Origin of the sequence: Candidatus Neoehrlichia procyonis str. RAC413 (assembly GCF_000964795.1) — a bacterium.
GTDB classification, from domain to species: domain Bacteria; phylum Pseudomonadota; class Alphaproteobacteria; order Rickettsiales; family Anaplasmataceae; genus Neoehrlichia; species Neoehrlichia procyonis.
This window is the reverse complement of sequence record NZ_LANX01000001.1, coordinates 261,122-275,931: the sequence shown is the minus strand read 5'-3', so window position 1 is coordinate 275,931 and position 14,810 is coordinate 261,122. Positions and strand designations below refer to the sequence as shown.

Here is a 14,810-nt window from a genome sequence, read left to right as displayed (position 1 = left end):
TAATAATATACATTAATAGTTATGGAAAAATTAAAAACATTTTATAGTGTTGATATAGCAATAATTGGTGCAGGTCCTGTAGGGTTATTTACTGTGTTTCAAGCGGGTATGCTTAAAATGAGTTGTTGTGTCATTGACGCTTTAAAAGAAGTAGGAGGGCAATGTACAGCTTTATATGCGGAAAAACCAATATATGATATACCAGCTTATCCTATTATTACGGCACAAAAATTAATTCATAATTTAGTTAAACAGTCAAATCCATTTAGACCCGTATACCTATTAGGAGATATTGCAGAAAACATAATTGAGAACGCTGATCATTTTTTAGTGGTAACTCATAATAATGTTGAGATAAAGTGTAAAGTTATTATCATTGCTGCTGGAGCTGGAAGATTTGGACCAAATCGTCCCCCCTTAAATAATATTTTAAAATATGAAAATAAATCTGTGTTTTATCACGTAGATAAGTTATCAGATTTTTACAATAAAAACATTATAATTGCAGGAGGAGGAGATTCAGCTGCTGATTGGGCCGTAGAACTAGCAAAAGTTGCCAAAAAATTATATATAGTACATAGAAGAAAAGTATTCCGCTGTTCTCCAAATACTATGTCATATTTAGAAAATTTATCACAAATTAAAAAAATAGAAATAATTACACCTTATCAACTTAGCGGTATATTTGGGGATCAAGGAATACTAAGTCATGTAACAGTAAAAAATATTATTACAAATGAAGAAAAAATTATTTATGCAGATGTATTATTACCATTTTTTGGTATATCTGCTAATCTTGGACCAGTACTTAACTGGGGTATTAATATTGAAAATTTTCATATACCAGTTACTCCTTCAACATGTAGAACAAATCGTGATAGGATATATGCAATAGGAGATATAGCTTCATATCCAGGAAAATTGAAATTAATATTAACAGGATTTTCAGAATCTGCAATTGCATGTCACGACATATATCGTGTTATATTCAATACTCCTCTAAATTTTCAATATTCTACTTCTAAAGGAATCCCTAATAATATCTAATATAAATTCTAGAATATTATATTTCAGAATTTGCACATGATACGTACTAAAAAATACATAATATATATTATGGAAAATATACTTAATGCGCTTGCAGCCATGCGCTCATGCGCTAAATATATTTATATATAAACAGCTATTATTTAATCTTTTGTGCAGCTAATATATAATTAACTGATATGTCTTTTGATAAATACCATTTATTATTTATTACGTTAAAATTTATTCCTGTGATATCTTGTACTATAATATTATATTGTAATAATATATTTGCTATTTCTGAAGGTTTAACAAATTTTGTCCATTGGTGCATATTTTTAGGCAACCAACGTAAAATATATTCTGCAGCTATTATAGCAAGTAACATTGATTTGATAGTTCTATTTAATGTAGATAAGAACAATATACCATTATTTTTTAGCAATTTGCATGCGCTTTGCATAAAAACAGGTAAATTATTTACATGTTCTACTACCTCCATTATGGTAATTATATCATAACACTCATTAGTCTTTGCTAAATCTTGAATATCAATACATCGATAATTTATTTGTAGATTATTTTTCACAGCATGATTTCTTGCAATATTGATATTATTTTCGCTTGGGTCTATACCAAATATATTATTAATACCTAACCTTGACATTGATTCTGAAAATATACCACCACCACAACCAACATCTAATAAAGAAAGTGATGATAATTGACAGAAAATATTATTAAGATGATTTGTTACATAATATACCCTTAAAGAATTTATTTTATGTAATAATGAAAAACTACCATTTTCGTCCCACCATTGATCAGAAATTTTAGAAAATTTTTCTACTTCAGATTCATTAATTGTTGTCATAATTTTCTAACTTTTTTATTCTTTCTGCATGCCTACCCGAAGAAAATTCAGTAATTAGAAATTGATAGGTAATTGCTTTTGCATCATCATCATTAGTATATCTTGATCCCAGGCACAGTACATTTGCATTGTTATGCTCTCTTGCTAATTTTGCAAACATTATGCTATGACATAAAGCTGCTCTTATTTTTTTATAACGATTTGCAGCAATACTCATTCCTATACCTGTTCCGCAAATTAGTATACCACAACTTTGTTCATCATGAGAAACATAATATACCACATCTTTAACATAATCTGGATAATCAACTATAGCATCATGGATAACACACCCATAATCTTTAACTGCACAACCTAAGCTTTGTAAATAAGAATTGATTACAAGTCTTAATTTTACACCTGCATGGTCAGAAGAAATAAAAACTTTTTTTAATATTAGCATTATAACTCCATATATAAAAACCAAGCATAACAACATACTTTTTTTATATTTTTAAGTCAAATAAATATAAGATAAGTAATTTTTAAGTTAAATTACTATAATATTTTCAATTTTAACGATAAATTTTCTCTTTACAACTAAACTTTAAACTGTAATACTTGCATTAGTTACTTATAATTAATTGTATTACAGTTATCAATGAAAAATGCAAAAAATATCATACGTTATACGTTAAGTTATCTAAATAACAATAAAGCTTATGTTGCAGCTTTTAAAAAAAATGTTGTAAAAGCTTTTGAGTTAAATCTTATAAAAGAAGATCAGTTTAATTATATGAATAATTATGCAGCGCAATTAATTATGCAAATTGAATTATATGAAAATTTATTTTCAGATATAAAAAAGAACTATCATTTAAATTAAAATGAAATTTTGTTTTTAGTACAATATTTTTACTTTCACTTATTAAATAACTTTTGTATTATTACATACATCAAAATGTCAAAAATTTAGTTTAACAGTTGTAAAAGATTTTTTATTAACTTTATAGAATTATTAAAAGTTTCTTTTTCACTTTGTAATAAATCTAATTCTATAACCTTCTCAATACCATTTTTTCCTATTATAACAGGTACCCCAACAAATAAATCATAAACTCCATATTCTCCATTTAAATATGCAGCACATGATAGTATACGTTTTTTATCATAAAGGTATGATTCAAGCATATATATTGCAGAAGTAGCAGGAGCATAATAAGCTGAACCATTTTGTAATAACTTAACAATCTCTTCTCCACCTTTACGTGTTCTTTGAATAATATCATCAACGTCAGACTGTGTAATTATATTAAGCTTTATCAAATCAGTAATAGGTATTCCTCCAACTGTTGAGTACCTAATTAAAGGTAACATAAGATCCCCATGACTTCCTAATACTAAAGATGATACATTTTCTACAGAAATATTTAAATGTTGAGCAATAAAGTAAGAAAATCTAGCAGAATCTAGTACTCCTGCCATACCAACAACCATATTAGAAGGCAAATTAGACTTTTTATATAAGTGCCATACCATAGCATCAAGCGGATTTGTGATAATTATGACAAAAGCATTAGGAGAATACTTTTGAATCTGTTTTGCTATATCTTCAATAATGCGTGCATTAATATTTAGTAAATCATCGCGGCTCATGCCGGGCTTTCTTGCAATTCCGGCAGTAACAATAATAGCATCAGAATCTCTAATTTCTTGATAATCGCTCGTACCTAGAATATCAAAACAAAATCCATTAACTGCAGAAGACTCAGATATATCTAACGACTTTCCTCTTGATAATCCTTCATTTATGTCCAACATAACTATATCACCTAATTTTTTTTGATTTATTAAATAAGCAAGAATCCCACCAATATTACCTGATCCTATAAGAGAAATTTTTCTACGACTTATCATTTTAATACCTAATAATGAAAAAATATTTGTTAAAAAAAAATTGTACTTTAGTTTATATAATGTATATTTTAGCTCCTAAGCCAAATAGTGCAAGAGGCTTATGAATTTTTATATGGCATTTAATAACATTAGGTTCTTTTTCAAGGAATTTTTTTACTTCTTGTGCCATGTCTTCCAATAGATCATAGTGATGAATATTGATAAAATTTATAATATTATTTACAATTGTTTTATAATTGACAAAGTTATCATTCGTATAATTGACAGATAATTTAACATCCATAATTATTTGCTGCTTAACAACTTTTTCCCATGATGAAAATCCTACTTTTGCATAGATCTTCAAGTTTTTAATGTAAATCATTGCGCTATTCACTATTTTTTACCTGGTAAGATAAACAACATAAGTATTATACATTATATCAATTTATGATAATGCTAATTAATACAAACTATAATGATTTTTTTACTTCCTTGCTCAATATTTAAATATTTCTATAGAGACTTATATATATATTATTATGTAATAAAGGGGTTTATTACGCTAATAATGTACATACAACTGGAGCATGATCAGATGGACACTCTAAATTCCTAATTTGATCATTTATATCACAATGTAACAATTTATCAGCTGCTTGAGGAGATAAAAGTAAATGATCTATTCTCATGCCTTTATTTTCATTCCACGCATTGTTTTTATAATTCCACCAGCTAAATTTTTGATTATCATTTATAATGCGAAATGCATCAAAAAATCCTAGATTAAGTATTGAACGAAATTTAGCTCTTTCATTCTCATGAAAACATAATTTCCCGTTTAGTATTTTAGTACAATATACATCTATCTCTTCAGGTGCTACATTATAATCTCCGCCAATTATTATAATTTTTTCTTTATTTAACAAATTTAACATACGAAACTTTAACTGATCAAAAAAATTCAGCTTATATGTGAACATTTCAGAATTAACATCTTGTCCATTAGGAATATATACACTTGCTACTACAATTTGCATATCGTTGTAGCTAATAATGGATTCTATATAACGAGCTTCATCACAACTATATGAACCAATACTTTCCACAAATGTATTATTAATTGTAAAAATATTACTTTTTATATCAATTGCCTTATGTTTTGTAATAATTGCAACACCATTTCGTGCTTTTTGTCCATGTATATAACATTGATACCCTATAGACTCCAATTCTCTATAAGGAAATAATTCATTTATACATCTCAACTCTTGCAATAGAATCACATCTATATTATTTGCAATTAAATAAGAACATAAGTGGTTAACCCTTTTTCTAATAGAATTAACATTCCATGTTGCTATTTTAAACATTTTGATAAATACCATTTATTATTTAATTACGTTAAAATTTATTCCTGTGATATCTTGTACTTATAATTATAGTTATATACTATGTTGAATATAAAGAATTTATATCAATAAACGTATGAGTCAAGTCACAAGTCCAAACAACTGCCTTTTTATTTCCATAATTCATATCAATTAAAATACTAATTTCACTATTTTGCATATGATTTTTAATATAATTTATATTGCAATTTTCACATAATATGCCATGCTTTAATATAAATTCACCTCCTATTTTAATAGATATTTGCTTCTGATCAAATTTTTCGCCAGCTTTACCTAAAGCCATAATTATTCTTCCCCAGTTAGGATCCTCACCTGCTATAGCAGTCTTTACTAACGGAGAATTTGCAACAGAAAATGCTAATTTTTTAGCTGCTTTTTCTGATGTCATATTCTCAACACTTATTGTTATAAATTTGTGTGCACCTTCTCCATCTTTTACAATTAAATGCGCCATTTCTACCATTAAATCTTTGAGCGCTACTTTAAAATCATAAATGATACTGTCATTATAAGAAGTCACCTGAGGATTTTTTACAACATTGGTTGCAAACATTAATACCGTATCACTTGTTGACATATCTCCCTCAACAGTGATACTATTGAAAGATACATCTGTATATTCATTTAACAATTTTTGTAAAATTTTCGGACTAATACTTGCATCAGTAAATATATAACCTAACATAGTGGCCATATTTGGTGCAATCATACCTGATCCTTTACAGATACCATTAATTGTAACACTTACACCTCCAATATTTGTTTGTTTAGTCACCATTTTAGGATAAGTATCTGTAGTCATAATTGCTATTGCAGCTTCTTTCCAAGTTGTAGAAGTCATTTTTTTTTCTGAATTTATAATAACAGATTTTATATTTTCAGTTGGCAGAACGCGTCCTATGATTCCAGTTGAAGAAAAATATACTTCTTGTGGTAGACAAGAAAATTCTTTTGAACATGCATTTACAATTTCATGCACTGCTTGATCTCCTTTATCTCCTACTGCAACATTAGCATTTCCAGAATTCACTATAAGAACACTTGCGTATCCATGTGGAATTATACTTTTACAATATTTTATATTACTACCTGCAGTGTAGGAAGTAGTAAAAACCCCTGCAACACTACTACCAGGTTGTAATCTTACGATTAAAACATCATCTTTACCAGAAGCCTTAATGTTCGCACAGATAGATAGCATTTTTACACCCTTAATTTCAGGCATTTGCGGAAAAACCTTTGGTGCAAGCGGAGAAATAAACGTCATAACTTTACTAATTATTTAGTGATTTATTGTAGAAAAGTAATGGTGTCATATTTTTATAACTTAATCAAATACAATCTTTGATTAAAAATATTCTTAATTTAAATTTCTTATACTTTATAAAGAAGGATAATTTGGTCATTATCTCAATTTTATTATGAGTCATCACTTATTATGTTTTTTGTGCTTGTATAATTTTCCCTAATAAATGAAATACAAGTAAGTATCATTTGAAAAAATATTTTTTTACTTGGGAATATAAAAATAACCTTACAGACTATTAAAGTATAAACACTAAGCCCATATCTAATCCGTATGACCTTAATTCAAAATTTAAAAAGTGATATAATACACTATTGCCATATTCATCATATATAGAATTTGTTTGATATTTCCAATAATTCTTAGAAAAATTATACCCTAAATAAACTTTAAGCTTTCTGTTTAAAAGATATGAAACACCTGCATTATATTGCATGACGATGCCATAGTGATTACCAATTTTACTTTTTAGGCCATAATATTTTAATACTTCAATAACACCAATACCACATCCCAAATAAACACTGACCTTATCATTAACAGGATATAAACTATATATATTATATATTAAAGAGATCTTGTTAATTGTTAACATATCTTTAATTTTAAAAAGAGAAAGCTTTTTACTATTAATATTAGTCATAATACGTATTATATTACTTTTTTCTTCATCAGATATAGAATATAATTCTGGAAAAGTGCTTGTGTAATGCAGACCTAATTCATGATAAAAATTATTTTTAAAATTAGTTCCTATTATTATATAAAAATCTTTACCACCCTTTTCGTAGCGAAAATATTGTGACTTTAAAGAATCCTGATAATTAAAATTATATACATAACCTAGTTTATAATATACTTTTGAGGGCAAATAACCAAAAGCTTTATTGTAAAATATAGCAATAAAATAGATTAAATATACGAAAAAATACATAAATATAGTTAATAAATTAATAATTTATTAACTATCATAGATTTAATACTGATTCAATAGAAAATATAAATTTCATGTTTTGAATTAAAGCATTATAAAATCAATTCAATTCCTATAACGGATGATATAAATTTGGGAAAATCTTGTTTTAAAATTTTAAAATTTTCCAAAGTAAATTTATATTCTATATATATATTAATACTATTAGTTATTTTATAAATAATACCTGCAGAAGCATATGATGTTAGTACATTATTTTCCGTATTATGTAATATTACATCTACAATCTTATTAAGATAAGTTCCTACACCTACATATAAGTTTAAATTGTGAATATATAGGAGGTTATTTAAATTCCAATATATATTCAAATATGTATTATATTTATAATTTAAATTTAATTGCAATAAATCAGTGGAATTAACAATATATAAACACCCTAAATCAATTCTCAAAAAATTAAAACTCTTTATTGCATGCATATGCCTTAAACCAAAATGAATATTGTATTTTGTTTTGTCATTTTGTTGTATATCTTCTATGTTAAATATATCATTGTTCTGTCTGCTACTACTGATATATAAATTACTAAAGCTATTCATATACGAGTCATCTTGTATACTTAAGTCTTTTGCTAGTGATACAGAGTGATACATTAATATTAATAATACTACTGTTATATATAAATAATTACTCATCCTCATACAATCAATCCAATATATAATACTGATATTATATTCTAAAATCGGTATTATTTTATTAAACTTATGGTATTTTTATTAAGATTATTTAATGCTTGTGGTAGTATTATAAATGTATTATAAGTTATAAAAAACTTATTTAATATTTATGAAAAAAATAGTATTAGCATATTCTGGAGGTTTAGACACTTCAGTTGCTTTAAAGTGGCTACAAGAGACCTATAATTGTGAAGTTGCTGTTTTCACAGCGGATATAGGACAAAATGATGATTTTTCTTCTGTATATAAAAAAGCATCTTCCTTAAATGTTAAAGAAATTTTTATAGAAGATCTCAAAGAAGAATTTGTACGTGATTTTGTGTTTCCGATGTTTAGGGCAAATACTGTATATGAAGGATATTATTTATTAGGAACAGCAATTGCAAGACCCCTTATTGCAAAACGTCAAATTGAAATAGCAAATTTAATAGGCGCTAATGCTGTTGCACATGGTGCTACTGGTAAAGGAAATGATCAAATAAGATTTGAATTAGGATATTATTGTCTTAATCCATCAATAAAAATTATTGCACCATGGAGAGAATGGAAATTTTTATCAAGAACTGATTTAATACAGTATGCAGAGAAACATAATATAGAAGTTCCTTTAGATAAATTAAACGAGCCTCCCTACTCTATTGATGCAAATCTATTACATACCTCATATGAAGGAAAATTATTAGAAGATCCAAATATCTCGCCAAATTATAGTATGTTAACCCGTTCGGTCATTCCAGAGTTAGCACCAGATATACCAGAATATCTAGATATTACCTTTAAAAAAGGTGATCCAGTTGCTATAAATAATATTTCTTTATCTCCAGCAGCTTTATTAGATCAGTTAAATAAAATAGGGGGCAAGCATGGTATTGGCATTATTGATATAGTAGAAAACCGCCACATAGGAGTAAAATCACGTGGTGTATATGAAACACCTGGAGGAACAATATTACTTCATGCGCATCGTGCAATAGAAAGCATCACCTTAGATAAAGAGGCAGCTCATTTAAAGGATGAAATTATGCCTAAATACGCAAAACTAATATATAACGGCTATTGGTGGACAATTGAGCGTAAAATGCTTCAAGCATTGATTGACAAATCTCAAGAAAACGTTAATGGTACTGTATGTCTTAAATTATATAAAGGATCAGTTTTAGTTGTAAAAAGGCAATCAAGTAATAGTTTATACTTTCAAAATTTAGTAAGTTTTGATAATAATAGTAACTATAACCACAAGCAAGCAGAAGGCTTTATAAAAATAAGTGCTTTAAGATTTACTTCAAACGATAATATATAATTAACTTATATTTATACAAAATATTTAATAGTATTAATTGATTAAATTAGTGCTGATATTTACCTATAAATCTTATATATTAAAATAATAAACATTTAAATATTTAAATCATAATTAAAAATCTATTAATACATAAGTATTACTTACCTTAATAAAAAAGCGTTTTAATTTTAAAATGTCTAATATTATCAAAAATTTACTAATAAATCTATATAAATGTACACAATAAAATATTCAAAAATAGTAAATATATATTTTATAATATCGTTTATAGAATATTCTATCACTAATAGTTATATTAAAAAATAATGATTATGAAATTCAATTTACATGAAAAGTTTATAAAATTAAATTTTAATAACAATCCTTGATTATTAGTTATTATAATTAAATTCATATGATACTCTTTGCTGCACTTAATATCTTAATAAAACTTTAATAGAAAAATATGCGATAATATGTATGTAATATCTCATATAAAAATTTTTAAATAATTTAATTAACTTCAAATCTGAAAAAGATAATAAATTGCTACAAATATATTGAATTATAGAGAGATATAAATATACCTTGTTGATAATGAACTTAATTTATATTAAGATTTTATTAAATAAGAGCTTGATTTAGAAAGAATTAACAGATACCTTATATTGAGACAATATTATTTTATATATTAACTAATAAAGCTATAAAATAAGAATTTTAAAAAAAATATTAATATTTATGAAATAATAAAGTTAAAAATACAGTACAAACTAAAGTAAAAATGCCTAATGTTTTTACTAAACAAAAATTTTTCAACATAAATATTAATAGTAGTAAGAACGTTTACATTTTTTTTATTGATTTAACACACAATAAGTATTTATCTTCTCTATAAAAATTCAGCATATACAACATATTTTTTTCTTTGTATAAACAGCAAGTATATTTATAAATACAACAAAATACTAAAAATTATAGGAAGTACTTTTATTAATTTTTGTGTTTAGTACGTTCGCCTTATATACGCGAATATATACCAAAACTACTAGATAAACTTTTGTATAACCTATTAATTTACGCCTATAATTTCGCATTAGTTATTGTTGGATTGTTAGTAAATTAAAATTTGTTTTATAAAATACAAAAAGTCACTTAATACATTAATCTCTAATAATAATTTTAAAAATATTAGTATATCTGAATCAAAACGTTGCATAACCTACATATTTGAAAAAAATAAGCCGCAAAATATATGCATCATCCAAATATGATAAAACATCTTCAATTACCAATATATATTATAAACTCACAGCGTTGCAAATCCTAAATATAATCTCATAACATTGTATAATTTTTACTTGAAATATTTCATCATCAAGGGTAAGTTATAACCTATAATTTCTTCGTTCCATAGACTACTAACAGTTTTTTTATAATTCCACTTCACGTTTTTTTTTATGTTGCGCTAAAAAACATTACATAATTATATATTTTTTTTCTATTGATTTTTTATATAATTAATATATTAATTTATTTACTATTTAATAAGGAGAAATTATTTATGTACCCATCGTTACCGTCAGATAATAAGCTGGAATCCTTGGTATATAAGATATGCAGTTTATGTAACATGTCATGTAGTAACTTAATAATTAAAAACTCTAATAGTCTTGATTTCACCCTTAAACTAATTATCAAAATAGAGCACGAAATTAAAAAACATGAACATCTTATAACAACCCTGCATCAAGAGATTATAAATAATAATAAACTTAACTCAGAAGATGTTAAGACTTTCCTTTATTTAAGAAGGCACTTTTTATCAATTTTAAGAAACATGGCTGATCATGGTATAGAAATAAGCTTATCAATTAATTATCAACAAGACATTTGTAAATTTTTACAGACAAAAAAAGCTATACATGAAGGCAAATTTCGGTATAACAGATTGTTAAAGCATTGTATTCCATATTTATCAATATATGATTATAATACGAAACACTATCTTTTTTGCAAAGATCTTCATAATGATTCTATTATAGGCAATAATAGAAGTTTTATCAAAAATAATATTGATGTGATGCGTAATGAATTAGACATAATATCATTCACATGTGGTAAACTTGTAATAGAAAAAGATAAAGATAATGATTTGATAGAAAAACAAAACTTCACACACGCAATGTATCATACATTAAAAGTATTAGATGCAGATATTAAATATATTTATAAAAGTAGAATATTAAGAAATGCCAGTATTGTTTTATTAACAATTTTTATATGTAGCACATCTATTTTATCATATTTATATATAAGTTATGATGCAAAAAAAGTTGTGTTGCATGCATTTGCTTTATCATCTTTAATATTGCTATCAGTTCTTATTGCACTACCTATATATTACATTACTATAGAACGTCACCAGCGTAAAAAATCACTTGATGGAATAAAAGAATACCTAAAAGATAATGAAAAAGATTTAACACCGTTAAGTGATTTAATAAATGATCATGAACCTAGTGAAACTATATCTTTTAATACTACAACATCTTTTGATGCTACAATATCTCCTGATACAACGTCTCTTGATACTACAATACCTCTTGATGTTGCATCTACTACAGCTGTAAAGTCTCTTGCTGCTGAAGCATTAACTACTGCCGAAACATCTCTTGCTGCTGAAGCATTAACTACTGCTGAAACATCTCTTGCTACAATATCTACTGCTACTACAACATCTCCTACTGTTACAACATTTCCTGCTGCCACAACATCTCCTACTACAACATCTACTGCTACTATAACAGCTCCTACTAATACATCTACTGCTACTACAACAATATCTCGACTGCTTTAACATCTTGCTACTGGAACATCCTACATGTTGGACCACAAATATATTTTCGTGGAAAACTACGTTCAATTAAGACGAAAAAAAAGATATAAATTCAATAATATAACTGCATTGTTGTATTTATTACTATAAAAACTAATCGCAGGTTATAATACCTATTACTACAAATAACACTATATAAAATAAGTTATAAATCCTTATACAATCCATCTTTTTAACAAAACATTAAAAACCAGTTAATATTAAATAAAAAAATTATGATATTTAATAAGGCTGAAATACAGTAGTAATGCCTCTACTATAAATAATCAAACAGATAATTAATTTAAAAAATAATAAATTACTAATAAAGTATAAAAAAACTGTTAATATTTGTTACACATAATTATTTACCATTAAGAAAATAGTATTTAAATCATATAATGTAAATTACTATTGTATTAAAATTTTAACATAATAATAAATTACAAAAGCTATATACTAATTCTCACTACAAATAAAGTATTACTTGTAGTTAATGAAAAAAAATATTTTAAAATACTTGGTACCATAATAGTAAATATATTATATCATCTTATATATTAAATAATATTTATAATTTATATATTTGACTTTTTTTAATAATTTTTTATAATTAATTTAGATTTTGTATATATTATACTCGTGGATTTACAAGAACAAAATTGCAAAAAATTAAAATGTGTAATTAAAAATATATGTGACTTATGCCATATTAATATAATCAAATGTGAAGTAATTCATCACTCCCCCTATATTAATGAGCATAATAAAATATTAGAAAAAATAGAAAAACTTATTATAGCTAATCAATATAAGTTACGTATGTTACATGATCGTTTTAAAGGAAATGACTTACATGAATTGAAAGAAGTTGATGAATTTTTCAAGTTAAGAAGATATTTTTTATTCTTATTAGAAAATGCAATTACCTATAAAGGTACTAAATTAGAATTTAATATAATCCATAATCATATATTCAAGCACTATTTAAGTGCCAATACTCTCAACACAAACCTAAATCAAGTACAAAGTGTAAAAAGGCTTCAAGTATTTAATCATTATCTATGCTGTAAAGACTTTGATAATGATCATATGAGTAATCACAGTATTTTCATGCTTAATGAAATGAACTTAATATATAATAAATACTCAGAATTAATTAATAATGAAGCAGAAAGCAAAAAAAACATATATAAGAGCTTAATGTATGCTGCTTATAATACATTAAAAGTATTTCATGCAAATATTAAATTTGTTTATAATGATACATTAAAAAATATTGGATTTATTTCAATACCATGTGCATTATGCATTATGGCTATAGCTGGAACTTATACATTCAAAACACATTTTTATGCATCCGTTATATCCACTATATTTATATTTTGTGCATCATTTTGCATACTATTCCTTGCACTTTATTTAACATCGCTTAGTGCAGTAAAAAAATTTTGTAAAAGTAATATTGATACTGACTTGCAAAGTAACATATCTTCCATATCATGTAGTACAGAAAATTTAAATCATCAAACTTCTAAATGATCTAATACATTAATAATTTTAATTATTATATCATTGCTTGCTATGAATTTTTATTAGTAACAAGTAATAAATTCAAAAAAAAATAATGTTAACACTCAAAAATAAAATACTATTTTGTTCTTGATTGTACTATAACTATATGAAGCATTCTATAAAATATCCAAACTAGATTAATCTTTCTATATATCTATTGCAATTGCATCTACTATGTATATCTGTAAATTAATAAATGCATATAGTAAGTGTACATTATCGAATTAATAAAGCTGGCAAATTTCTTTAAGAATTTAAAGTCATCAACATGATGGCATGATAAAATATACACAATTCAAGACTTTGATGATTTTATATTAGCAAGTATAATGCTTTGTGATACAAAAAATAAATTAATATATTTAATTATATCTATAATATTAGACTTAATTTTTTTTGACACATTAGAATATATATTATATACTACTTTAAATATAAAAATATAAGTAATTTAAAGATAAAAAATTTATTTGAATCAAGAAATTCTTTTATTTTTATGTCAGATTGCCAAATACTATTACTTTAAAATATTAAGTTGATTTTTTTAAGGTACTTTGATAAGCCCATAATTTATATAATACAAAAGATTATACAATAAAAGTTTTTATCTGTAAATTACTAAAATTTAAAATTGATATAAACATAATTCTTATTCTTATGTTAATCACATCAACATGATACATAAATCATAAAATCACTTATAAAGTGTTAAAAAGTTATTCTTAAACATTTTATGTATATAATAATACCTTACCTCTATTATCTTTTTCAATAAGTAATTTTAAAACTACATCTCAATTTTTATACATAATTAATATTTCTATTATCTATTTTAATATTAATAATTAATTATATAGATTGGTATTTTTATATATAATTAATATTTTTATTATGTATTTAATTAT

At 24.9% G+C, this 14,810-nt stretch carries 13 protein-coding genes; 5 read left to right on the top strand and 8 right to left on the bottom strand.

Features of this window, described 5'->3' with window-relative positions; genetic code table 11:
- The first annotated feature begins 21 nt into the window (after positions 1 to 21).
- Positions 22 to 1,047: an NAD(P)/FAD-dependent oxidoreductase gene (locus NLO413_RS01040; protein WP_045808705.1), complete on the top strand. Its 1,026-nt coding sequence runs from the start codon at positions 22 to 24 to the stop codon at positions 1,045 to 1,047.
- A gap of 139 nt (positions 1,048 to 1,186) precedes the next feature.
- Here the strand turns inward: NLO413_RS01040 and ubiG are convergent, their stop codons facing one another.
- Both ubiG and rpiB read right to left on the bottom strand, forming a co-directional pair.
- Positions 1,187 to 1,900, bottom strand: coding sequence for a bifunctional 2-polyprenyl-6-hydroxyphenol methylase/3-demethylubiquinol 3-O-methyltransferase UbiG (gene ubiG / locus NLO413_RS01035; protein ID WP_232295892.1), 714 nt, complete (start codon positions 1,898 to 1,900; stop codon positions 1,187 to 1,189).
- Complete coding sequence (rpiB, locus tag NLO413_RS01030) at positions 1,887 to 2,342, bottom strand: ribose 5-phosphate isomerase B (RefSeq protein ID WP_045808703.1); 456 nt, start codon at positions 2,340 to 2,342, stop codon at positions 1,887 to 1,889. The genes ubiG and rpiB overlap by 14 nt, the downstream gene beginning before the upstream one ends.
- 198 nt (positions 2,343 to 2,540) lie before the next feature.
- On the opposite strand from rpiB, the gene NLO413_RS01025 reads away from it, so the two are divergent.
- Positions 2,541 to 2,765 (top strand): hypothetical protein, encoded by a 225-nt coding sequence (locus NLO413_RS01025; RefSeq protein WP_045808702.1) that lies wholly within the window; start codon positions 2,541 to 2,543, stop codon positions 2,763 to 2,765.
- Between the two features lie 86 nt (positions 2,766 to 2,851).
- On the opposite strand, the gene mdh is transcribed toward NLO413_RS01025, so the two are convergent.
- The 6 genes from mdh to NLO413_RS00995 form a co-directional block, all read right to left on the bottom strand.
- A complete protein-coding gene (gene mdh / locus NLO413_RS01020; protein WP_045808701.1) occupies positions 2,852 to 3,796 on the bottom strand; it encodes a malate dehydrogenase in 945 nt (314 codons plus the stop codon).
- A 52-nt stretch (positions 3,797 to 3,848) separates the two neighbouring features.
- Positions 3,849 to 4,172, bottom strand: a complete 324-nt coding sequence (locus NLO413_RS01015; protein ID WP_045808700.1) for a dihydroneopterin aldolase — start codon at positions 4,170 to 4,172, stop codon at positions 3,849 to 3,851.
- 163 nt (positions 4,173 to 4,335) lie between these two features.
- A complete protein-coding gene (gene xth, locus NLO413_RS01010) occupies positions 4,336 to 5,148 on the bottom strand; it encodes an exodeoxyribonuclease III (RefSeq protein ID WP_045808699.1) in 813 nt (270 codons plus the stop codon).
- A 79-nt stretch (positions 5,149 to 5,227) separates the two neighbouring features.
- Positions 5,228 to 6,457 carry a bifunctional glutamate N-acetyltransferase/amino-acid acetyltransferase ArgJ gene (argJ, locus tag NLO413_RS01005; RefSeq protein WP_045808698.1) on the bottom strand — a complete coding sequence of 410 codons (1,230 nt, stop codon included), beginning with the start codon at positions 6,455 to 6,457 and terminating at the stop codon, positions 5,228 to 5,230.
- Between the two features lie 277 nt (positions 6,458 to 6,734).
- Positions 6,735 to 7,367, bottom strand: coding sequence for a hypothetical protein (locus NLO413_RS01000; protein WP_156965551.1), 633 nt, complete (start codon positions 7,365 to 7,367; stop codon positions 6,735 to 6,737).
- Between the two features lie 155 nt (positions 7,368 to 7,522).
- Positions 7,523 to 8,128 carry a hypothetical protein gene (locus NLO413_RS00995; protein ID WP_045808697.1) on the bottom strand — a complete coding sequence of 202 codons (606 nt, stop codon included), beginning with the start codon at positions 8,126 to 8,128 and terminating at the stop codon, positions 7,523 to 7,525.
- Between the two features lie 151 nt (positions 8,129 to 8,279).
- Here NLO413_RS00995 and NLO413_RS00990 point away from each other — a divergent pair, with 151 nt between their 5' ends.
- The 3 genes from NLO413_RS00990 (at position 8,280) to NLO413_RS00980 (ending at position 13,872) form a co-directional block, all read left to right on the top strand.
- Positions 8,280 to 9,470: an argininosuccinate synthase gene (locus NLO413_RS00990; RefSeq protein ID WP_045808696.1), complete on the top strand. Its 1,191-nt coding sequence runs from the start codon at positions 8,280 to 8,282 to the stop codon at positions 9,468 to 9,470.
- 1,546 nt (positions 9,471 to 11,016) lie between these two features.
- On the top strand, positions 11,017 to 12,312 hold the full coding sequence (locus NLO413_RS00985) for a hypothetical protein (RefSeq protein ID WP_156965550.1): 1,296 nt from the start codon (positions 11,017 to 11,019) through the stop codon (positions 12,310 to 12,312).
- A 660-nt stretch (positions 12,313 to 12,972) separates the two neighbouring features.
- Positions 12,973 to 13,872 (top strand): hypothetical protein, encoded by a 900-nt coding sequence (locus NLO413_RS00980; RefSeq protein ID WP_045808694.1) that lies wholly within the window; start codon positions 12,973 to 12,975, stop codon positions 13,870 to 13,872.
- The last annotated feature ends 938 nt before the right edge of the window (positions 13,873 to 14,810 follow it).

Bases quoted from the DNA above. Each gene is read 5' to 3' on its own strand.
- NLO413_RS01040 (WP_045808705.1), top strand. From the start codon at position 22: ATGGAAAAATTAAAAACATTTTATAGTGTTGATATAGCAATAATTGGT.
- ubiG (WP_232295892.1), bottom strand. From the start codon at position 1,900: ATGACAACAATTAATGAATCTGAAGTAGAAAAATTTTCTAAAATTTCT.
- rpiB (WP_045808703.1), bottom strand. From the start codon at position 2,342: ATGCTAATATTAAAAAAAGTTTTTATTTCTTCTGACCATGCAGGTGTA.
- NLO413_RS01025 (WP_045808702.1), top strand. From the start codon at position 2,541: ATGAAAAATGCAAAAAATATCATACGTTATACGTTAAGTTATCTAAAT.
- mdh (WP_045808701.1), bottom strand. From the start codon at position 3,796: ATGATAAGTCGTAGAAAAATTTCTCTTATAGGATCAGGTAATATTGGT.
- xth (WP_045808699.1), bottom strand. From the start codon at position 5,148: ATGTTTAAAATAGCAACATGGAATGTTAATTCTATTAGAAAAAGGGTT.
- argJ (WP_045808698.1), bottom strand. From the start codon at position 6,457: ATGACGTTTATTTCTCCGCTTGCACCAAAGGTTTTTCCGCAAATGCCT.
- NLO413_RS00995 (WP_045808697.1), bottom strand. From the start codon at position 8,128: ATGAGTAATTATTTATATATAACAGTAGTATTATTAATATTAATGTAT.
- NLO413_RS00990 (WP_045808696.1), top strand. From the start codon at position 8,280: ATGAAAAAAATAGTATTAGCATATTCTGGAGGTTTAGACACTTCAGTT.
- NLO413_RS00985 (WP_156965550.1), top strand. From the start codon at position 11,017: ATGTACCCATCGTTACCGTCAGATAATAAGCTGGAATCCTTGGTATAT.